Here is a 20,857-nt window from a genome sequence, read left to right as displayed (position 1 = left end):
GATGAAGGTGACGAGCAGCCCGGCGCCGAGGCTCAGGCCGGTGATCGCCAGGGAGAAGTAGAGGGTGCTCAGTGGCAGCCCGCTCAGCAGGTACCCGAACTCGCGCCAGGTCCGCGCCTCGACCGGGGCTCGCAGCACCACACCGATCCCGCCGCCCTTGCCGTCGCCCATGTTCCCGACCCGCCCTTCCCGCCGTCCCGATGATGCCTCCACCCTGCCGCCCCGGCCGGCCCCGAACCATGCGGCGGGTAGGCGTCTCCACCGGGGGGATAACCCCACCCCACCCATCCCCACCGGCCCGTTTCCCGCCCCGTTACGCCCGGCGGGCCCGGCCCCCGAAGGACTTGCCGGGCCCGGGGGGCCGGGGCCCGCCGGGCGGGGGGCAGGGGGCTCGGCGGATCGGTGGCACGCCGGCCCGGTGGGCTCCGCCCGGCCGGCCCGGCCACGGGCCGGGTCCGACGCGCGGAGGGGCTCCCGAGCCGGGGTCTGCCCGGCCCAGCCCGGCCGCGCCCCGGGACCGCCGGGCGGGGCCTGGTGCGCCGGGGGGCTCCCGTCCGCCCGGACGGGAGCCCCCCGGCCCGCGGCCCGGCGCTCCCCGGCCCGGCGCCGCCCCTCAGGCGTGCGCCCCGGCCTCCGCGCGGTCGCGCCACGGCAGCTCCGCCGTGACCACGGTGCCCTCCCCCTCCGGGGACTCCAGGACGAACACCCCGTCCACCGCCCCCAACCGCTCCGCGAGCCCCGCCATCCCGCTCCCGCCCTCCAGCCGCGCCCCGCCCCGCCCGTCGTCCGACACCCGGATCAGCAGCCGCGCCCCGGCCCGCCACACCTCGACGCCCGCCCCCCGCGCCCCCGCGTGCTTGCTCACGTTCTGCAGCAGCTCCGACACCACGAAGTACGCGATCCCCTCGATCGCCTCCGCCGGCCGCGCCGGCAGGTCCACGTCCACCTTCACCGGCACCAGGCACCGCGAAGCCACCGACGACAGCGCCGCGTCCAGCCCCCGGTCCGTCAGCACGGCCGGGTGGATGCCCCGCGCGAGGTCCCGCAGCTCCCGGAGCGCCAGCTTCACCTCCCCGTGGGCCTCGTCGACCATCGCCGCCGCGCCCTCCGGGTCCTCCAGCAGCTTCTCCTTGGCCAGCCCCAGGCCCATCGCCAGCGCCACCAGCCGCGCCTGCGCCCCGTCGTGCAGGTCCCGCTCGATGCGCCGCAGGTCGGCCGCGGCGGTGTCCACGACCACCCCCCGGTCGGACTCCAGCTCCGCGATCCTCCGCTCCAGCTCGTCCGAGGGCGACAGCAGTCCCCGGACCATCGCCCGGTCCGCGTTCGCCAGCAGCCGCACCACGTACGGCAGCACCGGCCACAGCACGAACAGCCCGGCCAGCGTCACCGTGAAGGTCAGCACCCCCCACGGCAGCCGGACCAGCGCGTACAGCACCGTCCGCCAGGCCACCGGGTCCTTGAGGGTCGTCCACAGCCAGGGGAAGAAGCCCCCGGACCGCCTCGGTCCGGGGACCGGCGTCGGCTCGGCCACCCGTACGCCCAGCAGCGCCCGCGCCCGCGCCCGCTCCAGGCGTCCCAACTGCCGGGACAGGAAGAGCCCGCACGCGAGCATCGGCAGACCGATCGCGGTCAGCGACAGACCGCCCGAGACGCTGACCATGACCGCCGCGTAGACGAAACCGATGATCGCCACCGGCAGGTTGACCAGCAGATGGGCGATCTCCCTCCAGGTCACGGCGCCGAAGGCGGCCCGTACGGGAGGAGGCCGGTCGTCGCCGGCGGTTTCGGTCGTCAGGATGCTCGCGGTCATGCGGCACAGCCTGCCAAGCGACCCCCGCCGATGCCATGGGGCGGCCGGGGTGCTGTGAACGGGGGATAACCCCACCCCGCCGAAGGCAGGCCCTAGACTCCCGTGCGTAACAGATCGTCGACAGTGGCCGAGGAGCGAAGTCGGACGTGCCCGAACCAACGGTATCGACCGTGACCGTGCTCGCGGCGGACTACTTCCGGAGTTATTCGGTCGTCGCCCTCCTCGCGGTCCTCGGTGTGCTCTTCGTGGCCGTGGCGTTCAGTGCGAACCGCCTGCTGCGCCCCGCGGTCCCGACCCCCGAGAAGCTCCTGACGTACGAGTGCGGCGTGGACCCCGTCGGCGAGGGCTGGGCGCACACCCAGGTCCGCTACTACGTATACGCCTTCCTCTACGTCGTCTTCGCCGTCGACTCGATCTTCCTCTTCCCCTGGGCGACGGTGTTCGCCGCCGCCGGCTACGGCGCCGCGACGCTGGTGGAGATGTTCGTCTTCCTCGGCTTCCTGGCCGTGGGCCTGCTCTACGCGTACAAGAAGGGCGTCCTCGAATGGACGTGACACCGGCCGTCACCCCGGCCGCGAGCCGGGCCGAGAGCCCGGAGCCCCAGCTGCTGCCGGAGCCCAAGCGCCTGGGAGTCCTCTCCCGGCTGGCCCCCGAACCGATGAAGGTGGTCCTGAACTGGGGCCGCCGCTACAGCCTGTGGGTCTTCAACTTCGGCCTCGCCTGCTGCGCCATCGAGTTCATCGCCGCGTCCATGGCGCGGCACGACTTCATCCGCCTGGGCGTCATCCCCTTCGCACCCGGGCCCCGCCAGGCGGACCTCATGATCGTCTCGGGCACCGTCACCGACAAGATGGCCCCGGCCGTCAAGCGGCTCTACGAGCAGATGCCGGAGCCGAAGTACGTCATCTCCTTCGGCGCCTGCTCCAACTGCGGCGGGCCCTACTGGGACTCGTACTCGGTGACCAAGGGCGTCGACCAGATCATCCCCGTCGACGTCTACGTGCCCGGCTGCCCGCCCCGCCCCGAGGCCCTCCTCCAGGGCATCCTCAAGCTCCAGGAGAAGATCGCCCGGGAGTCCCTCGCGGAACGCTACGCCGCGGGCCCCTCGGTCGACCGGCTCACGAGCGGCCTGGTCACGCCCCCGCCCACCCCGGGAGCCGGCGCGTGAACCCCTACGACTCGCTCCCCGACGCGGCGCCGGCGGTCTTCGGCGAGGAGGCCGTGGGCGCGTACGCGTACGACGTGCTGACCGTGGACGTCCCCCCCGGCTCCTGGATCGCCTCGCTGGAGACCGCCCGGGACAAGCTGGGCTGCACCTACTTCGACTGGCTGAGCGCGGTGGACGAGCCGGGCACCGGCTTCCGGATCTGCGCGCACGTGGTCTCGCTGGAGGACCGCCGCGTACGCCGCCTGCTGCTGCGCACCACCGTCCCGCACACCGCACCGTCCCTGGCCTCCGCCGTCGCCGTCTACGCGGGGGCGGAGTGGCACGAGCGCGAGACCTTCGAGATGTTCGGGATCGTCTTCACCGACCATCCGCACCTCGTGCCGCTGCTCCTGCCGGAGAACTTCGAGGGACACCCGCTGCGCAAGGACTTCGTCCTCGCCGCGCGCGTCGCCAAGGCCTGGCCCGGCGCGAAGGAGCCGGGCGAGGGCGCCGACCCCGACGGCCCGAAGCGCCGCCAGATGCTCCCGCCGGGCGTACCGGACCCCAACGACTGGGGCCCGATGAAGGGCCAGCTCCCCCCGGCGCCGGCCCGCCCGGCCCGCACCCCGCGCGCGGCGGGCGCCGCCGCCGCTCGCGAGGGCGCCCCGTCCCGCCGCCCCCGCCCGACCCCGGACGCCGCGACGCCCCCGGCACCGGACACCCCGGCGCCGGAGGCCGCGCGCCCGCCGCGCCGTACCCGTTCGGTGTCGGACGGCTCTGCCAGCCAGGCCCCCGCCACGACGCCCCCGGCACCGGACGCCCCGGCGCCGGAGGCCGCGCGCCCGGCAGCGCCCGCGTCCCCGGCCGGTCCGGGTGCGCCCGAAGCCGAGGCCCGCCCCGCCCGGCGCACCCGCTCGGCGGGGGACGGTTCGGCGAGCCAGGCCGCCGCCCCGGCAGCCACACCCCCCGCGCCCAAGCGCGCGGCCCCCCGCAGCTCGGACGCGCCGTGGCACGACCCGAAGCCCGCCTTCGAGGAGCCGCCCGCCGACCGCCCCCGCCCGGCGGGCGAAGGCCCCCCGAGCCGGACCCCGGCCGCGCCGGATGATCCGCATGCCCCGGCCGCGCCGGAACCGGCGGGCGGGCCCCCCGCACCGGCGCCCGAAGCCTCCCCGCCCCATCCCGACGCCGACGCCGACAGCGATCACGACGGTGATCGCGACGGCGACGCCGGCCCCAAGCCCGCGGCCGCGCCCCGGCCCGACCCCACCCCCGACAACGGAGGCGACGCGTGAACGACGTCCTCGACGTCGCCCTGCGGCTGGTCATCGTCTTCGCCGTCTTCCTCGTACTGCCGCTCGTCGTCGGGCAGACCGAGCACAAGGTGATGGCCCACATGCAGGGCCGCCTCGGCCCCATGTACGCCGGCGGCTTCCACGGCTGGGCCCAGCTCGTCGCCGACGGCGTGAAGTTCGCCCAGAAGGAAGACATCGTCCCGGCCAACGCCGACCGACGGATCTTCCAGCTGGCCCCCGCCGTCGCCCTGCTCCCGTACCTCCTCGTCCTCCTCGCCATCCCGATCGGCCCCGGTGAGGGCGCGGTCGGCCAGGCCATCGACGCGGGGGTGTTCTTCGCGCTCGCCGTCATGGGCGTCGGAGTCCTCGGCTCGCTGATGGCCGGCTGGGCCTCCGCCAACAAGTTCTCCCTGCTCGGAGGCCTCCGCACCGCCGCGCAGCTGCTGGCCTACGAGCTCCCCATGCTGCTCGCCGCCGCCTCCGTGGCCATGGCCGCCGGTACCGTCTCGCTCCCCGGCATCGTCGAGGCCTTCGAGTGGTGGTGGCTGCCCTGGCAGATCGTCGGCGCGCTCGTCTTCTTCACCGCCGGCCTCGCCGAACTGCAGCGGCCCCCCTTCGACATGCCCGTCGCCGACTCCGAGATCATCTTCGGCGCGTACACCGAGTACACCGGTCTGCGCTTCGCGCTGTTCCTGCTCGCCGAGTACGCCGGCATCGTCGTCCTCTGCGCCCTCACCACCGTCCTCTTCCTCGGGGGCTGGCACGGCCCCCTCGGAGCCGACGGCCTCGGCTGGGTCTGGACCCTCCTCAAGATCGCGGTCCTGGCCTTCGTCGTGATCTGGCTCCGGGTGAGCTACCCGCGCCTGCGCGAGGACCAGCTCCAGAAGCTCGCCTGGACCGTACTCATCCCCCTCGCGCTCGCCCAGATCGCGCTCACCGGCATCGTGAAGGTGGCGATCAACTGATGCCCATCCCCGGATCCGGCCTCGCCAAGGGCCTGGCGGTCACCCTGCGCACGATGACCAAGCGCGCGCACACCGCCCAGTACCCCGAGGTTCAGCCCGAACTCCCGCCGCGCAGCCGCGGGGTCATCGGCCTGTTCGAGGAGAACTGCACGGTCTGCATGCTCTGCGCCCGCGAATGCCCCGACTGGTGCATCTACATCGACTCCCACAAGGAGACGGTCCCCGCCGCCACCCCCGGTGGCCGCGAGCGCAGCCGCAACGTCCTCGACCGCTTCGCCATCGACTTCTCCCTCTGCATGTACTGCGGCATCTGCATCGAGGTGTGTCCCTTCGACGCACTCTTCTGGTCGCCCGAGTTCGAGTACGCGGAGACCGACATCCACGAGCTGACCCATGAGCGGGACAAGCTCCGCGAGTGGATGTGGACCGTCCCGGCCCCACCCGCCCTGGACCCGGCAGCCGAGGAACCCAAGGAACTGGCCGCCGCCCGCAAGGCGGTGGAGAAGGCCGAAACCGCGGCCGCCGCCGCGGCAGCAGCGGCGGAAGCCGCCGCCCCCACCACCGGGGCCGCCCCCACCACCGGGGCCGCCCCCACCACCGGGGCCGCCCCCACCACCGGGGCCGCGCCCACGGCCCCGCCCGGCCCCACCGCTCCCGGCACGGGTCCCGGCACCGATCCGGAGCCGGGCCGTCCCGACTCCCCGGCGGGAGGCACCGCCTGATGCTCACCGCCCACCTCGCGCTGGCCTCGGCCGCCGGCGCCGCCGGCGCCGCCGACACCCGCGGGCCAGGTTTCCTCTCCCCGACGGGCGTCGAGATCGCGTTCGTCCTCGTCGGCCTCGCCACCCTCGGCGCCGCCCTCGTCACGGTCACCACCAAGCAGCTGGTGCACGCCGCCCTCTGGCTGGTCGTGGCGCTCGGCGGCATCGCCGTCGAGTACCTGCTGCTGACCGCCGAGTTCATCGCCTGGGTCCAGGTCCTGATCTACCTCGGCTCCGTGGTCGTCCTCCTCCTCTTCGGACTGATGCTCACCAAGGCGCCCATCGGCCGCTCCCCGGATGCCGACTCCGGCAACCGGGCCGTCGCCCTCGGCGTCGCGACCGTGGCCGCCGTCGCGCTGGTGTGGGTCGTCGTCGACGCCTTCCGCACCACCTGGATCGACCTCGACGGGTCGGTCCAGGGCTCCACGAAGGTCTCCGGCGAGATCCTCTTCCAGCACTGGGTGCTGCCCTTCGAGGCGCTCTCCGTCCTCCTCCTCGCAGCCCTGATCGGCGCCATCGTGCTGTCCCGCAGGAATGACCCCAGCGCCCCCACAGGCCCCACCGACCCCGCCGATCCCACCGCCCCCGCCGCCGACCCGGCCGGCCCGGGCGACAAGAAGGGCCGGCGCTGATGCACCTCGCCTATCCCGCCGTCCTCGCGGCCCTCCTCTTCTGCACGGGCCTGTACGGAGTGCTCGCCCGCCGCAACGCCATCCTGGTCCTGATGTCCGTCGAGCTGATGCTCAACGCGGTCAACCTCAACCTGGTGGCCTTCGACGTCTGGCTGCGCGACGCCCTGCACGCCGGCCAGGCCCTCACCCTCTTCACCATCGCCATCGCCGCCGCCGAGATCGGCATCGGCCTCGCGATCGTGCTGATGGTCTACCGCAACCGCGGCACCTCGGACGTCGACCGGCTGCGCGACACCGCCGAGGGCCACGAGCCCGACCGCAGCACCGACGCCGGTACCGGCACCGCACGGCCGGAGGTCGCCGCGTGAGCACCACGACCCTCGCCGTACTCGTCCCCGTCCTGCCCTTCCTGAGCGCGGTCGCCGGACTGCTGCTCGGCCGCACCGCCCCCGGCTTCGTCCGGCCGCTCGCCATCCTCCCGACGCTGGGCGCCGCCGTACTGGCCGTGCTCGTCGCCGTCCGCCAGGGCGGCGGCACGACGATCGACGCGGCGACCGAGCTGACCCCGACCGGCTCGGTGCCGATCGAGCTCTCGCTTCACGTGGACGGCTTCGCCGCGCTGGTCGCCGTCCTCGTCGGGGTCGTCGCCACCTGCGTCCAGCTCTACTCGACGGCGTACCTCCGCGAGGACCCGCGCTACCCGTCGTACGCCGCCCTCGTGTCCCTGTTCACCTCCGCCATGCTGCTCGTCGTCTACTCCGGCGACCTGATGGTGCTGCTGGTCGGCTGGGAGGTCATGGGCATCTGCTCGTACTTCCTGGTCGGCCACTACTGGGAGACCGAGGCGGCCCGCTCCGCCTCCCTCAAGGCCTTCCTCGTCACCAAGCTCGGCGACGTCCCCTTCCTCATCGGCCTGTTCGCGCTCGCCACCGACACCGGCTCCTTCCAGATCACGAAGATCCTCGGGACCGTCGCCGCGGACGGGCTCGACCACCCGACGCTGATCGCCCTGCTCCTGCTCGCCGGCGTCGCGGGCAAGTCCGCGCAGTTCCCCCTGCACACCTGGCTCCCCGACGCGATGGCGGGCCCCACCCCGGTCTCCGCACTCATCCACGCGGCGACGATGGTGGCCGCCGGCGTCTACTTCGTCGCCCGCCTCCTCCCGGTCTTCGCGGCCTCCCGCACCGCCCTGGTCGTCATGGCCGTCATGGCCGCCGTCACGATGGTCGGCTCCGGCCTCGCCGCCCTCGCGCAGGACGACATCAAACGGGTGCTCGCCTACTCCACCATCGGCCAGCTCGGCTACATGACCGGCGCCCTGGCCGTCGGCGACCGCGGGGCCGCCGTCTTCCACCTCCTGTCCCACGGCGCCTTCAAGGCGCTGCTGTTCCTCGGCGCCGGCGTGATCATCCACGCCGCCGGTACGAACTCCCTGGCCGCCATGTCCCGCACCGGCGGCCTCGCCAAGCGCATCCCCGACGCCTTCTGGACGATGACGATCGCGCTGCTCGCGCTCGCCGCCATCCCGCCCTTCGCCGGCTTCTTCTCCAAGGAAGCCGTCCTCGTCGCCGCCGAGCACGCCGCCACCGGCCACTCGGAGTTCGCGCCCAGCGCCGCCGGCTGGCTGGTCCTGGTCTCCGGCGTGCTGACCGCACTGCTCACCGCCGCCTACGCCACCCGGCTGTGGCTGATGGCCTTCCGCGGCCGGGGCGCCGCCGCCCCCGACCACGGCAGGGAGCCGTTCGCCATGACCGGCGTGCTCTGGCTGTTGGCGATCCCGTCGGTCGGCTTCGGTCTCGCCGCGGGCCCCCTCGCCGACTGGTTCGACGGCGGCCGGCTCACCCCCACCCTGACCACCTCGGTCCTCGGCACGGGCGCCGCCGTCATCGGCGCCGTGCTCACCTACGGCCTCTGGCAGCGCGCCACCGCGAGGGCCGCCACAGCCCCCGCCGCGATCGGCGCCGCCGCCGCGGCAGGCGCGGCGGCCGAACAGCCCGCCGCCGTGGCAGCCGGGGTCTCAGCCGCCACCGCCGCCGCCGAGTCCGCGGCCGAGACCCCGGAGGTCGCGGAGGTCGCCCCCGAGCACCCCGCCGTCCCCGCGGGCCCCGCCGCCGACCCCGGCCGGGCGCTCCTCGGACCGCTGCACCGCCACGCCGCCGACGGCTTCCACCTCGACGCCGTCTACGACCGGCTCTTCGTCCGCCCCGTCCGGGCGGCCGCGAGCCTCGTCCGCTTCCTCGACCGCGAGGTCGTGGACACGTACGTCCGCGGTGCGGGCACCGGCCCCCGGATGCTCGGCGGCCTCGTCCGCCGCACCCAGACCGGCAACGTGCAGAGCTACCTCAGCGCCCTGCTCGCCGGCGCCGTGGTCCTGGCGCTCGCCACCGCCGTCCTCGCCAACGTCAACGCCGGATCGTGAGCCGTGAGTCAGCCGTGATTGATATCAGCCCGTCCGTGATGCAGTTCCTCCTGGCGTTCGTCGTGGCCGCACCGCTCCTCGGCGCCGTCGCCGCGCTCCTGCCTGCCCCGCCCGGACTCAGGGGCCGCAGCCCCGAACAGGCCGTGCTGCGCCACGGCGTGACCGTGACCGGCGTGATCCTCGCCGCCGCCGTCGCCCTCGCCCTGGGCTTCGACCACGACGCCCCGTCCCGCTTCCAGGCCACGACGGACATCAGCTGGATCCAGGCGCTCAACGTCCGCATCCACCTCGGCATCGACGGCATCTCCCTCCCCCTCCTCCTGATGACCGCGCTGCTGTTCTTCCTCTGCGCGCTCTACAGCTACTTCAAGCTCCCCGAGGGCCCCTCCCCGAAGGCCTTCGTCGCCCTGCTGCTCGTCCTCGAGTCCGGCACCCTCGCGACCTTCGCCGTCCTCGACCTGCTGCTCTTCTTCCTCGCCTTCGAGATGGTCCTCATCCCGATGTACTTCCTCATCGCCCGCTGGGGCGGTGCTCAGAGGCAGGCCGCCGCCTGGAAGTTCATCCTCTACACCCTCCTCGGCTCCGTCGTCATGCTGCTCGGACTGCTGCTCATCGGACTGAACAGCGGCACCTTCGACATGGTGGCACTCGCCTCTGACAACGGCCGCGAACTGACCCGCACCACCCAGCTCCTGGCGGTCCTCGCCATCGGCACCGGCCTCGCGGTGAAGACCCCGATGTGGCCGCTGCACAGCTGGCTCCCGGACGCCCACACCGCCGCCCCCACCGTCGGCTCCGTCCTGCTGGCCGGCGTCCTGCTCAAGATGGGCACGTACGGGTTCGTCCGCATCCTGCTCCCCGTCACCCCCGACGGCATGGCCGCCTTCGCCCCCTACCTGGGCGCCTTCGCCGTCGTCGGCATCGTCTACGGGTCGCTCGCCTGCCTCGCGCTGGCCCGCAAGGGAGGCAAGGGCGACCTCAAGCGGCTCATCGCGTACTCCTCCGTCGGCCACATGGGCTTCGTGCTCCTCGGCATCGCCTCCATGACCCCCACCGGCGTCAACGGCGCGCTCTTCGCCAACATCGCCCACGGCCTGATCACCGGCCTGCTCTTCTTCCTGGTCGGGGCCCTCAAGGACCGCTACGGCACCGCCGACCTCGACACCCTCGCCGGGGCCACGGGCGCCGCGCTCTACGGACGCGCCCCCCGACTCGCCGCGCTCCTCGCCTTCGCCGCCGTCGCCTCGCTCGGCCTGCCCGGTCTGGCCGGCTTCTGGGGCGAGATGCTCGCCCTCTTCGGCGCCTTCGACCCCGCCGAGGGCCTGCCCCGCGCCGCGTTCCTCACCTACACGGCCGTCGGCGCGGTCGGCACCCTGCTCACCGCCGCGTACCTGCTGATCGTCGTACGGCGCGTCTGCATGGGCGACCCGCACGCCGGGCCCGACCTCGCCGTCGCGGACGTCCAGCGCTACGAGTTCGCCGCCTGGACCCCGCTCGCCGCCCTCACCGTCCTCGCCGGCCTGTGGCCCGCGGTCCTCCTCGGCCTCACCGACCCGGCCGTCCAGAAGCTCCTCGCGGGAGGCACCTCATGACGGCCCTCACGGCCCTCGCGGCCGAGACCCCCAGCCTCGTCCAGTCCGTCGACTGGCTCGCCATCGCGCCGGTCGCCATCACCGCCGCCGTCGGCCTCGCCGTCCTGGTCGCCGACCTCTTCGTCCCCGCGCACCGCAAGGCCGTCCTCGGCTGGGTGTCCGTGGCCGGCCTGGCCGCCGCGACCGCCGCCCTGCTGCCGCTGCGCGCCGGCGACCGCACCACCTTCTGCCTCACCGGCGACCCGGCAGCCTGCAGCTACACCGCCGACCACTTCGCGCTCGTCGTGCAGTTCCTGGTCCTGGCCGGCGCCCTGGTCACCGCACTGCTGTCGGTCACCGCCATCCGTGACGCGCGCATGCCGGCCGGCGAGTACTGGTTCCTGCTGCTCTCCTCCGCCGCCGGCGCGGCCCTGCTGCCCGCCTCCCGCGACCTCGCCACCCTGATCGTCGCCCTCGAAGTGGCCTCGCTGCCCGCCTTCGCGCTCGTCGGCATGCGTCGCGGCGACCGCCTCTCCTCCGAGGCCGCGCTCAAGTTCTTCCTGTCCTCCGTCACGGCCACCGCCGTCTCCCTGATGGGCGTCAGCTTCATCTACGCCGCCACCGGCTCCCTGCACCTCACCCAGGTCGCCGACCGCCTCGAGGACGTCCCCGGGCAGCTCGACACCCTCGCCGTGGCCGGCGTCGCCCTCACCCTTGTCGGCTTCGCCTTCAAGACCGCGGCCGTCCCCTTCCACTTCTGGGTCCCCGACACCTACGTCGGCGCCCCCCTGCCCATCGCCGGCTACCTCTCGGTGATCGGCAAGGCCGTCGGCTTCACCGGCCTCGTCCTCGTCACGGTGATCGCCTTCCCGGCGTACTCCGACATCTGGGGCCCGGCCCTCGCCGTCCTCGCCGCGCTCACCATGACCCTCGGCAACGCCGCCGCCCTGCGCCAGTCCGCCGACCGCCTCAACAGTGCCGTACGCCTGCTCGCCTGGTCCTCGGTCGGCCAGGCCGGCTACCTGCTGGTCCCGATCGCCGCCGCCGCGTACTCCGGACGCGACCAGATCGGCGCCACCGTCGCCTACGCCCTGATGTACGCCGCCGTGAACCTCGGCGCCTTCGCCGTGGCCGCCCTGGTCGCCCGCACCAAGCCCCTCCACCGCATCAGCGACTACCGGGGCCTGTACGCGCAGCGGCCGCTCGCCGCCCTCTCGCTGGCCTTCTTCCTGCTCTGCCTGGCCGGTCTGCCGCCGGGCATCATCGGCCTCTTCGCCAAGGTCACCGTCTTCCGGTCCGCCGTCGACGCCGGCCTCGGCTGGCTGGCCGTGGTCATGGCGGTCAACGTCGTCCTCGCCCTGTACTACTACCTGAAGTGGACCGCCCTGCTCTTCCGCACCCCCGACGCGGACGCCGAGGCCCCGGCCGCCCGCACGAAGGCCCCCTGGCCGGTGACGGCCGCGATCGCGCTCACCGCCGCCACCGCGCTGCTGCTCTCGGGAGCCCCCCAGCTGGTCCTGCGCTTCGCGACGGGCAGCCTCTTCCCGCAGTAGCCGCACGGCCGTCGCGCACGCCGTGACCCGAACGGAGCAACCCCCGCCGCCGCCCCGCCGCCCGCCCCGCGCGGGCGGCGGCCCCGTCGCGCCCTGGGAACCACACGCCCCCACCTCGCGTTGACCAGGAAGGGAGGGTCCACTGGACCGTAGACCCTCGGATCCATGACGGGGCTCCCCTGCAGCACCACTAGGAGGGCGTACCGTGCACCGCCGGCACAACGGGCTCAAGACCGCCGTACTCCTCGGCGGGATGTCCGCACTCATCATCGTCATCGGAAGCCTCTTCGGACGGACCGGCCTCATCGTCGCCGTCGTGGTCGCCCTCGGGACGAACGCGTACGCGTACTGGAACAGCGACAAGCTGGCTCTACGCGCGATGCGCGCCCGCCCCGTCAGCGAGTTCGAGGCCCCCGGGCTCTACCGCATGGTGCGCGAGCTCTCCACGTCCGCGCGCCAGCCCATGCCCCGGCTCTACATCTCGCCGACCGAGGCACCCAACGCCTTCGCAACCGGCCGCAACCCGCGCAACGCCGCCGTCTGCTGCACCGAGGGCATCCTGCGCATCCTCGACGAACGGGAACTGCGCGGGGTCATCGGGCACGAGCTGAGCCACGTCTACAACCGCGACATCCTGATCTCGTCGGTCGCCGGAGCCCTCGCCTCGGTGATCATGTTTTTGGTCAACTTCGCCTGGCTGATTCCCGTCGGCCGGTCGAACGACGACGAGGGACCCGGCCTCTTCGGCATGCTGCTGATCATGATCCTGGGCCCCCTGGCCGCGTCCGTGATCCAGCTGGCCATCAGCCGCTCCCGCGAATACGAGGCCGACGCCTCCGGCGCCCAGCTCACCGGCGACCCGCTCGCCCTGGCCAGTGCCCTGCGCAAGCTCGACGCCGGCGTCAAGCAGCTCCCGCTGCCCCCCGAGCCCCGGCTGGAGACGGCGAGCCACATGATGATCGCCAACCCCTTCCGTCCCGGCCAGGGGCTGTCCAAGATGTTTTCCACACACCCCCCGATGGCCGAGCGCATCGCCCGGCTCGAACAGATGGCAGGACGCCGACAGTGAAGACCATCCTGAACGTCATATGGCTCGTCCTCAGCGGCATCTGGCTGTTCCTCGGCTACTGCCTCGCAGGCGTCCTCCTGTGCATCACCGTCATCGGCATCCCCTTCGGGATCGCCGCCTTCCGCATCGCCGTCTACGCCCTGTGGCCCTTCGGCTACACCGCGGTCGAGCGGCGCGACGCGGGCGCCGGCTCCTGCGTCGGGAACGTCCTGTGGCTGGTCCTGGCGGGCTGGTGGCTGGCCCTGGGCCACATCGTGACGGGCCTCGCCCTCTGCGTCACGATCATCGGCATCCCCTTCGGCATCGCCAACTTCAAGATGGTCCCGCTCTCCCTGCTGCCGCTCGGCCGCGAGATCGTTCCGACGGACGCCCCGTTCGCCTCCCGGTGACCCCACCCGGCGCCACCGGCCCGCGCACGGTCCCGCCGCGCCGGCCATGACGGCCGGGGGCGGCCCCGAGAGGGTTGTCCACAGGCCGAGCGCGATGTCGGTGGAGTCGTCCACCATGAACGCATGAACGAAACAGAGCAGTTGCTGGAGCAAGTCGCCGAGCACGTACGCACCAGTGCGCGGGCGCGGGCCGTGCCCTTGCCCGTGCCCCCGGCCGCCGGTGAGGTAGCCCGGGCCGAGCGCATACTGGGCTTCGCACTGCCCCCGCTGCTCACCGCGCTCTACACCCGCGTCGGCGACGGCGGATTCGGCCCGGAAGGCGGCCTCCTGCCGCTCCGTCAGGCCGTCGGGACCTACGGGGCGCAGCGCGCCTCCGGCTGGCGGTGGCCCGAGGCCGTCCTGCCGGTGGCCGACCTGGGCTGCGCCATGTACGCCTGCGTGGACTGCCGCTCGGACACCGCCCAGGTCCTGCTGTTCGACCCGAACACCGGGGAGCCCGACCTCGCCTGGTCCGTGGACAGTCCGAGCCTGGCCGACTGGCTCCGCGGCTGGGTCGACGGGACAGCCTGGTACTGCGAGGACTCCGCCGCGGGAGAGGAGTACGACCTGGAGCTGATGCCCTGGACCGAGTTCAGGTCCCGGATCTGAGCCGCACGCGGACGGAGCGGACCAGCGCGCCGACCGCCAGTACCGCCGCCCCCGGAACCGCCGACGACAGGGGCAGCGCGCAGGCCAGCACCACACAGCCGGACAGCCCGACCGCTGCCACGGCCCGGCCCTTGACACCTGAATCGAGAGTCCACGCGGAGGCGTTCGCGATCGCGTAGTAGGCCAGCACCCCGAAGGACGAGAAGCCGATCGCGCCCCGCAGGTCGGCAGTGGCTGCGAGCACCACCACGACCGCGCCCACCACCGTCTCGGCATGGTGCGGCACCTGCCGCCGGGGGTGCACGGCGGCCAGCGCGCGGGGGAGATGGCCGTCCCGGGCCATCGCCAGAACGGTCCGCGAGACCCCGAGGACCAGGGCGAGCAACGAGCCCAGCGCGGCCAGGGCCGCGCCCACCCGGACCACCGGGACCAGTTCGGGCCGCCCGGCCGCCCGGACCGCGTCGGCCAGCGGCGCCGACGCCCCCGCCAGCCCCTCCGTGCCGAGCACCGACAGCGCCGCCACCGCGACCGCGGCGTACACCACCAGCGCGATCCCCAGCGCGAGCGGAACCGCTCGTGGAATGGTCCGCGCCGGGTCACGCACCTCCTCGCCCAAGGTGGTGATCCGGGCGTAGCCGGCGAAGGCGAAGAACAGCAGCCCGGCCCCTTGCAGCAGCCCGAGTACGCCCCGGCCTGCCGGGACACCCCACCCGCTCCCACCACCGCCGCCGAACCACCCGCCCCCGCCGAACCAGCCTGCGCCGGCGGCGGATTCCAGACACACCACGACCACCCCGGCGAGCACCGCCAGCACGGCCGCGACGATCAGCCGGGCGGCCCGGGCGGACTTCTGCACCCCGCCGCGGCTCGCGACGGTCAGCGCCACCACCGCCGCGACGGCCACGACACGCTGCTGCCCGGGCCAGACGTACGCGCCGACCGTCAGAGCCATCGCCGCACAGGAGGCCGTCTTGCCGACCACGAAGGCCCAGCCGGCCAGGTACCCCCAGAAGGGCCCGAGCCGCTCGCGCCCGTACACGTACGTGCCGCCGGAGGACGGGTACCGGGCGGCGAGCCGCGCGGAGGAGTGCGCATTGCAGTAGGCCACCAGGGCCGCCAGGGCGAGGGCGGCGAGGAGGGCGCCGCCCGCCGCGCGCGCAGCGGGGGCGAACACGGCGAAGACGCCCGCGCCGACCATCGCTCCCAGCCCCACCACCACGGCGTCGGACACGCCCAGGGTGCGCTTCAACTCGTTGTCCACGTGGGCGGACGGTAGCGGGTCTGGGTGACGCCTTCGCGGCCGGGGAGCGTCATCCGCTTGCGCCGGCGGTCGCCACCGGCACCACCGCCTCGCCCCGGTGCGTCCGCCACGGCGCCGCCACCGTCCGGGCCGGCAGCAGCTTCCGGCCCGCGTGCCCGAGCACCGCGGCCCGGCGGTCGGTGAAGACCGCCGGGCCGGCGTGGAGGCAGGTCGGGGACCCGGGTCAGCGGTAGTTCACGTACTGGATCGCGAAGTCCAGGTCCTTGCCCTTGAGCAGCGCCTGGATCTCCTGCAGGTCGTCACGGCTCTTCGAGCTGACGCGCAGCTCGTCGCCCTGGACCTGGGCCTTGACGCCCTTCGGGCCCTCATCCCGGATGATCTTCGCGACCTTCTTGGCGTTCTCCTGGGAGATGCCTTCCTCGATCGTGGCGAAGATCTTGTACTCCTTGCCGGACAGCTGCGGCTCGCCGGCGTCCAGCGCCTTGAGCGAGATCCCGCGCTTGACCAGCTTGGTCTCGAAGACGTCGAGGATGGCCTTGACGCGCTCCTCGGCGTTGGCCTCCATGACGATCTTCTCGCCGGACCAGGCGATCGTGGCGCCCGTGCCCTTGAAGTCGTAGCGCTGCGAGAGTTCCTTGGCGGTCTGGTTGAGGGCGTTGTCGACCTCCTGCCGCTCGACCTTCGAGACGATGTCGAAACTGGAGTCGGCCATGTCCTGTGGCTCCTTGGAGTAGGTGGTGAGCGCCCCGGAGGGCACGGCCGGACATCCCCGGCCCGCTCCGCAAAGCCTAGCCACCGCGCCCACCCCCAGCGCTGATCAATCCGGTGGCGAAGCACCCCCGGTCATCGGGTATCGTTTACGTCGTTGCCACGGAGCGCCGCCGAAAGGCGGAAAAACGGCAGCAAATCTTGGCGGTGTGCCCGAGTGGCCAAAGGGAGCAGACTGTAAATCTGCCGGCTCAGCCTACCCAGGTTCGAACCCTGGCGCCGCCACGCGAGTGGAACCCCCGTTCATCTGCGGAAACGCAGTGGACGGGGGTTTCGTCGTATCCGAGCGCGATTGGCGTCCACGCTCCCGCGGGGCGCCGGAGCGGGTGAACGGGGTAGTGCGGCGGGTGGTCGAAAGGCCGGGCGGGGCGCCGTCAGTTGCCCGCCACGTCCTTGACGGCCACCGCCACCGGCGTCGAGCCGGAGACCAGCTCCAAGGTCAGGCCCGCCGTCGCCGGCGTCTCGACCAGCTCGGCCAGCACCGCCGCCACGTCATCGCGCGAGACCGCCCCGCGCCCCGTGCGCGCCTCCAGCCGGACCATGCCCTTACCCGCGTCGTCCACCAGCGAGCCGGGCCGCAGGACCGTCCACTCCAGGCCCAGCCGGGTGCGGACGTGGTCGTCGGCCTCACCCTTGGCACGCAGGTAGACGTCGAAGACCTCGTCGCCCTCGTGGTACGCGTCGGCGCCCATCGACGAGACCATCAGGAAGCGCCGCACCCGGGCCCGTTCCGCCGCATCGGCGAACAGAACCGCCGCGCCCCGGTCCACGGTGCCCTTGCGTCCGACACCGCTGCCGGGGCCGGCGCCGGCAGCGAACACCGCCACGTCCGCGCCCTGCAGGATGCCCGCCACGTGCTCCACCGAGGCCGACTCCAGATCGCACAGCACCGGCTCGGCGCCCGCCTCCCTGAGGTCGTCGCCCTGTGCCGGGTCGCGGACGATGCCCGCGACCTCGTACCCGCGCGCGGCGAGCAGGCGCTCCAGCCGCAGCGCGATCTGACCGTGTCCACCCGCGATGACGATGCGCATGACCCGACGGTACGACGAGCCGGGCGCCCACGCCCGCGAACGGCCGGCGAACCTTCAGGGTCCGGACTCCGTCCGACCCTGCCGGGGCAGGTCCAGGGCGACCGCGACGGCGGAGTCGCAGTACTCCCGGACGGCACTCGTACGGGCTACCACGCGCCCGCGGTGGATCACGATCCGGCTGTACGCGAGGGAGAGCACCCCCGCGATCCCGTCCCCGCGCACCGCCAGCAGCTCCGCCGGGAAGCCCGCCTCCACCCGCACCTCCGGCAGGCCCATGGCCTCCCGTGCGGCGGCGCTGACCGACTCGTAGGCCTCACCCGCCCGCAAGCCGCCCTGGGAGGCGAGGAGGTACGCGGCTTCGAGCGGGTCGCCGCGGCCGACCGGATTCCCGGCGTCCCGCAGCGCCCCGCTGCCGGCCGAGACCCGTACCCCCGAAGCGCGCAGCAGCCGTACGGGGGCGGTGTGCAGGCCGCGGCGCTCCAGGGCCGCGCAGTCGCCCTGCGGCAGGCAGGTGACCCGTACGCCTGCCGCGGCCAACTGGTCGGCGGCGCGGGCCGCCGCGTCCAGGGGGAGCCGGGAGAGGCCGCCGCAGGGGCCGATGGCGACCCCGGGGCGGAGTCCGCCGGCCATGGACGCGAGGCGCCCGAGACGGCCGGGGTCGTCACCGTCCGTGTGCAGGTCGACGGGGCAGCCGTGCTCGGCGGCGAGTCCCAGGACGGCTTCGAGGAAGCCGGCCGGGTCGGGGTCCAGGTCGGGGCAGCCGCCGATCACGGAGGCGCCCATCTTGACCGCGTCCCGCAGCATGGCGAGCCCGTCCGCGCCGGCCACCCCGGTCAGCAGCCGGGGCACGGCCACGGCGCTGAGGTCGGCGAGCCCGCGCAGGGAGCGGCGGGCCTGGAGCACGGCCTCCATCGGGCCGAGGCCGTGGACGTCGCCGATGCGCACGTGCGAGCGCACGGCGGTCGCGCCGTGGCCGAGCTGGAGCAGGGCGGCTTCGGTGGCCCGCCGCTGGACCTCGTCGGGGGCGTACGAGACGGGGCCGTCGCCGTCCGCGGTCAGCGCGGTGTCCCCGTGGGCGTGCGGTTCGGCGGGGGCGGGCAGCAGCAGGTACCCGGTCAGGTCCACCCGGGACAGGGCGGATGCCGACAGGCTGCCGGCGGTGCCGACGGCCTGGATGCGGCCGCCGCCGAGGCGTACGTCGACGGTGCGGCCGTCGGTGAGGCGGGCCCCGGTGAGCAGCAGCGTGGTGGCCTCGGCAGTGACCGGAAGGCCGGCGCCGAAACCGCCGCCGTCGCCGTGGCCGCTGCGGGGGGAGTGGAACGGCTGCTGCGGCGGGCTGTCGGACATCGCGCTCCTGGGGTGGCTCGGGCGGTTCCTGGGCCCGTGGCCGCGGCCCACGATCACGCAGCGTGCTCAGAGCCTAGGGCGCGGGGCACTCCGCTTCGCGGAGGAGCTCAATAGTCGTACCGGTGCGGTCGGTCGGCCCGGACGCGGGCTCGGGCACCGGCCGGAAGGGTCCGGACGTCGGATCGGGCCGGTGCGTCGCCCTTGACTGCGGCCGCGCGGGTGTGAGCCCGCACACAATCTGAGCGAAATCGGGCCCGGAAGTCGCCGTCGGCTTGATCGAAAAAGTCGGCCGGGGTCGCTCGGAGCCCTGTCCCCACAAAGGATTTGGGCGATCGGCGGGCGACCGTGTAATGTCTTCATCGCTCGCCCCAATAGCTCAGTCGGTAGAGCGTCTCCATGGTAAGGAGAAGGTCTGCGGTTCGATTCCGCATTGGGGCTCTGGTGAGAGAGGTTCCCCACCCTCGGGTGGGGAGTCGATCACATCAAAGCGGCGTAGCTCAGTCGGTAGAGCAAGCGGCTCATAATCGCTGTGTCACCGGTTCAAGTCCGGTCGCCGCTACACATAGTAGCCGATTGCGGGGTCGGTCTCCCGGTCGGCTACTCTTGTATGCGTTCATCCGTCCCAATTTCCGTCAAGGAGCACTCACGTGGCTGCCACCGACGTCCGCCCGAAGATCACGCTGGCCTGCGTGGAGTGCAAGGAGCGGAACTACATCACCAAGAAGAACCGGCGTAACAACCCGGACCGTCTTGAGATGAAGAAGCACTGCCCGCGTTGCAACTCGCACACCGCGCACCGCGAGACCCGCTGAACCCAGCGAAGTCTCGTTTAACAGGCACCGTCATGAGGTCGTCCCCTTCATTGGGGGGCGGCCTTGTGTCGTTTCCGCGGGCGGTGGCGTGCGCGCCACCGCTGCGTGGTTCCCTTCCGTGCAGCTGTCCCTTGTGTCATTCGTGTCCCTTCATCAGGAGGTAGTGAGTCATGGCTCTCGACCAGTCCTTCGTGGGGCGGAGCTACCCGCCCACCGATCCGTACGAGGTCGGCCGGGAGAAGATCCGCGAATTCGCGGTAGCGGTGGGTGACGCCAATCCCGTCTACGCCGACCCCGAGGCGGCCAAGCAGTTCGGCCACCCCGACGTGATCGCTCCGCCGACCTTCGTGTTCGCCATCACGTTCGCGGCGGCCGGGCAGGTCATAGAGGACCCGCAGCTGGGGCTGGACTACAGCCGCGTCGTGCACGGTGACCAGAAGTTCGCGTACTCCCGTCCGGTGCGCGCCGGTGACCGCCTGTCGGTGACCTCCACGATCGAAGCGGTGAAATCGATGGCGGGCAACGACATCATCGACATCCGCGGCGAGGTCCACGACGAGACCGGCGAGCACGTGGTGACGGCCTGGACGAAGCTCGTCTCCCGCGCCCCCGAGGAGGTCTGACATGGCAGCGCAGATCCAGTACGCAGACGTCGAGGTCGGCACCGAGCTCCCGGCGGCGTCGTTCCCCGTGACGCGCGCCACCCTGGTCCGGTACGCCGGAGCTTCGGGCGACTTCAACCCGATCCACTGGAACGAGAAGTTCGCGACGGAGGTGGGGCTGCCGGACGTGATCGCGCACGGCATGTTCACCATGGCCGAGGCGATCCGCGTGGTCACCGACTGGGTCGGCGACCCGGGCGCGGTGGTCGAGTACGGCGTGCGCTTCACGAGGCCCGTCGTGGTCCCGAACGACGACCGGGGCGCTCTGATCGAGGTCACCGCGAAGGTCGCGGCCAAGCTGGACGGCAACCGCGTCCGGGTGGACCTGACGGCGATGAGCGCCGGCCAGAAGGTCCTGGGGATGTCGCGTGCGGTGGTGGCGCTGAGCTGAGCTGAGGGGCGGGCCGGGGTGGGGTGGGGGTGGGGTGCTGGGCGGGCCTGCACCCCCCCTCGCGCCACGGCCCCGACTCGGTGCTCGCCCGCCCGTCGGGCCGGGGGTAGTCGGGGGCTTCGGGGGGTGGGGCGGGGGTGTGTGGGGGGGCGGGGGCTTCGGTGGGGCGGGAGTGGACGGGTGTGGGGGTTTCCCGTCAGTCTCATCGTCTCTCCGGGTCGGGCCGGTCCCTCAAGGGCGCTCCTCCATCGTCGTCGCGTCGCTTCGCGATGTCGCTGCGCTCCACCCATGACCGACCGTCCCGCCCCCGACCAACGAAGACAGTCGGG

At 73.2% G+C, this 20,857-nt stretch carries 21 protein-coding genes and 3 tRNA genes; 19 read left to right on the top strand and 5 right to left on the bottom strand.

The window, feature by feature from the left end:
* Positions 1-613: 613 nt before the first annotated feature.
* The gene (locus tag ACFWU6_RS31785) at positions 614-1,810 is read right to left on the bottom strand and encodes a sensor histidine kinase (protein ID WP_383813223.1); all 1,197 of its coding nucleotides are present in this window, start codon (positions 1,808-1,810) and stop codon (positions 614-616) included.
* A gap of 146 nt (positions 1,811-1,956) precedes the next feature.
* Between ACFWU6_RS31785 and ACFWU6_RS31780 the strand changes: the two genes are divergently transcribed.
* The 13 genes from ACFWU6_RS31780 (at position 1,957) to ACFWU6_RS31720 (ending at position 14,256) form a co-directional block, all read left to right on the top strand.
* Entirely contained in the window at positions 1,957-2,364 is a 408-nt protein-coding gene (locus tag ACFWU6_RS31780) for an NADH-quinone oxidoreductase subunit A (protein WP_383813221.1), read from the top strand.
* Entirely contained in the window at positions 2,355-2,978 is a 624-nt protein-coding gene (locus tag ACFWU6_RS31775; RefSeq protein WP_383813219.1) for an NADH-quinone oxidoreductase subunit B, read from the top strand. Before ACFWU6_RS31780 ends, ACFWU6_RS31775 begins: the two co-directional genes overlap by 10 nt.
* Complete coding sequence (locus ACFWU6_RS31770; RefSeq protein ID WP_383984702.1) at positions 2,975-4,249, top strand: NADH-quinone oxidoreductase subunit C; 1,275 nt, start codon at positions 2,975-2,977, stop codon at positions 4,247-4,249. Before ACFWU6_RS31775 ends, ACFWU6_RS31770 begins: the two co-directional genes overlap by 4 nt.
* Positions 4,246-5,214 carry an NADH-quinone oxidoreductase subunit H gene (locus ACFWU6_RS31765; protein WP_383802607.1) on the top strand — a complete coding sequence of 323 codons (969 nt, stop codon included), beginning with the start codon at positions 4,246-4,248 and terminating at the stop codon, positions 5,212-5,214. Before ACFWU6_RS31770 ends, ACFWU6_RS31765 begins: the two co-directional genes overlap by 4 nt.
* Positions 5,211-5,936, top strand: coding sequence for a NuoI/complex I 23 kDa subunit family protein (locus ACFWU6_RS31760; RefSeq protein ID WP_383984707.1), 726 nt, complete (start codon positions 5,211-5,213; stop codon positions 5,934-5,936). Before ACFWU6_RS31765 ends, ACFWU6_RS31760 begins: the two co-directional genes overlap by 4 nt.
* Positions 5,936-6,607, top strand: a complete 672-nt coding sequence (locus ACFWU6_RS31755; RefSeq protein ID WP_383984699.1) for an NADH-quinone oxidoreductase subunit J — start codon at positions 5,936-5,938, stop codon at positions 6,605-6,607. The genes ACFWU6_RS31760 and ACFWU6_RS31755 overlap by 1 nt, the downstream gene beginning before the upstream one ends.
* A complete protein-coding gene (gene nuoK, locus ACFWU6_RS31750; protein WP_383802603.1) occupies positions 6,607-6,975 on the top strand; it encodes an NADH-quinone oxidoreductase subunit NuoK in 369 nt (122 codons plus the stop codon). The genes ACFWU6_RS31755 and nuoK overlap by 1 nt, the downstream gene beginning before the upstream one ends.
* On the top strand, positions 6,972-9,026 hold the full coding sequence (locus ACFWU6_RS31745; RefSeq protein WP_383984696.1) for an NADH-quinone oxidoreductase subunit L: 2,055 nt from the start codon (positions 6,972-6,974) through the stop codon (positions 9,024-9,026). The genes nuoK and ACFWU6_RS31745 overlap by 4 nt, the downstream gene beginning before the upstream one ends.
* Positions 9,027-9,064: 38 nt before the next feature.
* Positions 9,065-10,618, top strand: a complete 1,554-nt coding sequence (locus tag ACFWU6_RS31740; RefSeq protein WP_383984705.1) for an NADH-quinone oxidoreductase subunit M — start codon at positions 9,065-9,067, stop codon at positions 10,616-10,618.
* Positions 10,615-12,150: an NADH-quinone oxidoreductase subunit N gene (locus tag ACFWU6_RS31735; protein ID WP_383984693.1), complete on the top strand. Its 1,536-nt coding sequence runs from the start codon at positions 10,615-10,617 to the stop codon at positions 12,148-12,150. The genes ACFWU6_RS31740 and ACFWU6_RS31735 overlap by 4 nt, the downstream gene beginning before the upstream one ends.
* A 205-nt stretch (positions 12,151-12,355) precedes the next feature.
* The gene (htpX, locus tag ACFWU6_RS31730; protein ID WP_383802598.1) at positions 12,356-13,219 is read left to right on the top strand and encodes a zinc metalloprotease HtpX; all 864 of its coding nucleotides are present in this window, start codon (positions 12,356-12,358) and stop codon (positions 13,217-13,219) included.
* A complete protein-coding gene (locus tag ACFWU6_RS31725; protein ID WP_383802596.1) occupies positions 13,216-13,608 on the top strand; it encodes a YccF domain-containing protein in 393 nt (130 codons plus the stop codon). Before htpX ends, ACFWU6_RS31725 begins: the two co-directional genes overlap by 4 nt.
* A gap of 123 nt (positions 13,609-13,731) precedes the next feature.
* The gene (locus ACFWU6_RS31720) at positions 13,732-14,256 is read left to right on the top strand and encodes an SMI1/KNR4 family protein (protein WP_383802594.1); all 525 of its coding nucleotides are present in this window, start codon (positions 13,732-13,734) and stop codon (positions 14,254-14,256) included.
* Here ACFWU6_RS31720 and ACFWU6_RS31715 read toward each other — a convergent pair.
* A complete protein-coding gene (locus ACFWU6_RS31715) occupies positions 14,240-15,517 on the bottom strand; it encodes an APC family permease (protein WP_383802592.1) in 1,278 nt (425 codons plus the stop codon). The genes ACFWU6_RS31720 and ACFWU6_RS31715 overlap by 17 nt on opposite strands.
* A gap of 223 nt (positions 15,518-15,740) precedes the next feature.
* Positions 15,741-16,229, bottom strand: a complete 489-nt coding sequence (locus ACFWU6_RS31710) for a YajQ family cyclic di-GMP-binding protein (protein ID WP_383802591.1) — start codon at positions 16,227-16,229, stop codon at positions 15,741-15,743.
* A 199-nt stretch (positions 16,230-16,428) separates the two neighbouring features.
* Here ACFWU6_RS31710 and ACFWU6_RS31705 point away from each other — a divergent pair.
* Positions 16,429-16,510: transfer RNA gene (locus ACFWU6_RS31705), tRNA-Tyr, on the top strand.
* Between the two features lie 149 nt (positions 16,511-16,659).
* Here the strand turns inward: ACFWU6_RS31705 and ACFWU6_RS31700 are convergent.
* Positions 16,660-17,316, bottom strand: a complete 657-nt coding sequence (locus ACFWU6_RS31700) for an SDR family oxidoreductase (RefSeq protein ID WP_383802589.1) — start codon at positions 17,314-17,316, stop codon at positions 16,660-16,662.
* A gap of 54 nt (positions 17,317-17,370) precedes the next feature.
* Positions 17,371-18,663, bottom strand: coding sequence for an amidohydrolase family protein (locus ACFWU6_RS31695; protein WP_383984690.1), 1,293 nt, complete (start codon positions 18,661-18,663; stop codon positions 17,371-17,373).
* 365 nt (positions 18,664-19,028) lie between these two features.
* Here ACFWU6_RS31695 and ACFWU6_RS31690 point away from each other — a divergent pair.
* The 5 genes from ACFWU6_RS31690 (at position 19,029) to ACFWU6_RS31670 (ending at position 20,528) form a co-directional block, all read left to right on the top strand.
* Positions 19,029-19,101 (top strand) — tRNA-Thr (locus tag ACFWU6_RS31690).
* A 48-nt stretch (positions 19,102-19,149) separates the two neighbouring features.
* A tRNA-Met gene (locus ACFWU6_RS31685) sits at positions 19,150-19,222 on the top strand.
* Between the two features lie 88 nt (positions 19,223-19,310).
* Complete coding sequence (gene rpmG / locus ACFWU6_RS31680) at positions 19,311-19,475, top strand: 50S ribosomal protein L33 (protein WP_003956487.1); 165 nt, start codon at positions 19,311-19,313, stop codon at positions 19,473-19,475.
* Positions 19,476-19,645: 170 nt separating this feature from the next.
* On the top strand, positions 19,646-20,098 hold the full coding sequence (locus ACFWU6_RS31675; protein ID WP_383802584.1) for a MaoC family dehydratase N-terminal domain-containing protein: 453 nt from the start codon (positions 19,646-19,648) through the stop codon (positions 20,096-20,098).
* Between the two features lies 1 nt (position 20,099).
* A complete protein-coding gene (locus ACFWU6_RS31670) occupies positions 20,100-20,528 on the top strand; it encodes a MaoC family dehydratase (protein WP_383802581.1) in 429 nt (142 codons plus the stop codon).
* Positions 20,529-20,857: the final 329 nt, after the last annotated feature.

The sequence above is a fragment of the Streptomyces sp. NPDC058674 genome (assembly GCF_042716505.1).
GTDB lineage: Bacteria > Actinomycetota > Actinomycetes > Streptomycetales > Streptomycetaceae > Streptomyces.
Note: the sequence above shows the minus strand (reverse complement) of the source record. Positions and strands in the feature narration are given on the sequence as shown.

Bases quoted from the DNA above. Each gene is read 5' to 3' on its own strand.
- ACFWU6_RS31735 (WP_383984693.1), top strand. From the start codon at position 10,615: ATGACGGCCCTCACGGCCCTCGCGGCCGAGACCCCCAGCCTCGTCCAG.
- ACFWU6_RS31740 (WP_383984705.1), top strand. From the start codon at position 9,065: ATGCAGTTCCTCCTGGCGTTCGTCGTGGCCGCACCGCTCCTCGGCGCC.
- nuoK (WP_383802603.1), top strand. From the start codon at position 6,607: ATGCACCTCGCCTATCCCGCCGTCCTCGCGGCCCTCCTCTTCTGCACG.
- ACFWU6_RS31775 (WP_383813219.1), top strand. From the start codon at position 2,355: ATGGACGTGACACCGGCCGTCACCCCGGCCGCGAGCCGGGCCGAGAGC.
- ACFWU6_RS31700 (WP_383802589.1), bottom strand. From the start codon at position 17,316: ATGCGCATCGTCATCGCGGGTGGACACGGTCAGATCGCGCTGCGGCTG.
- ACFWU6_RS31755 (WP_383984699.1), top strand. From the start codon at position 5,936: ATGCTCACCGCCCACCTCGCGCTGGCCTCGGCCGCCGGCGCCGCCGGC.
- ACFWU6_RS31720 (WP_383802594.1), top strand. From the start codon at position 13,732: ATGAACGAAACAGAGCAGTTGCTGGAGCAAGTCGCCGAGCACGTACGC.
- ACFWU6_RS31695 (WP_383984690.1), bottom strand. From the start codon at position 18,663: ATGTCCGACAGCCCGCCGCAGCAGCCGTTCCACTCCCCCCGCAGCGGC.
- ACFWU6_RS31675 (WP_383802584.1), top strand. From the start codon at position 19,646: ATGGCTCTCGACCAGTCCTTCGTGGGGCGGAGCTACCCGCCCACCGAT.
- ACFWU6_RS31710 (WP_383802591.1), bottom strand. From the start codon at position 16,229: ATGGCCGACTCCAGTTTCGACATCGTCTCGAAGGTCGAGCGGCAGGAG.
- ACFWU6_RS31785 (WP_383813223.1), bottom strand. From the start codon at position 1,810: ATGACCGCGAGCATCCTGACGACCGAAACCGCCGGCGACGACCGGCCT.
- ACFWU6_RS31670 (WP_383802581.1), top strand. From the start codon at position 20,100: ATGGCAGCGCAGATCCAGTACGCAGACGTCGAGGTCGGCACCGAGCTC.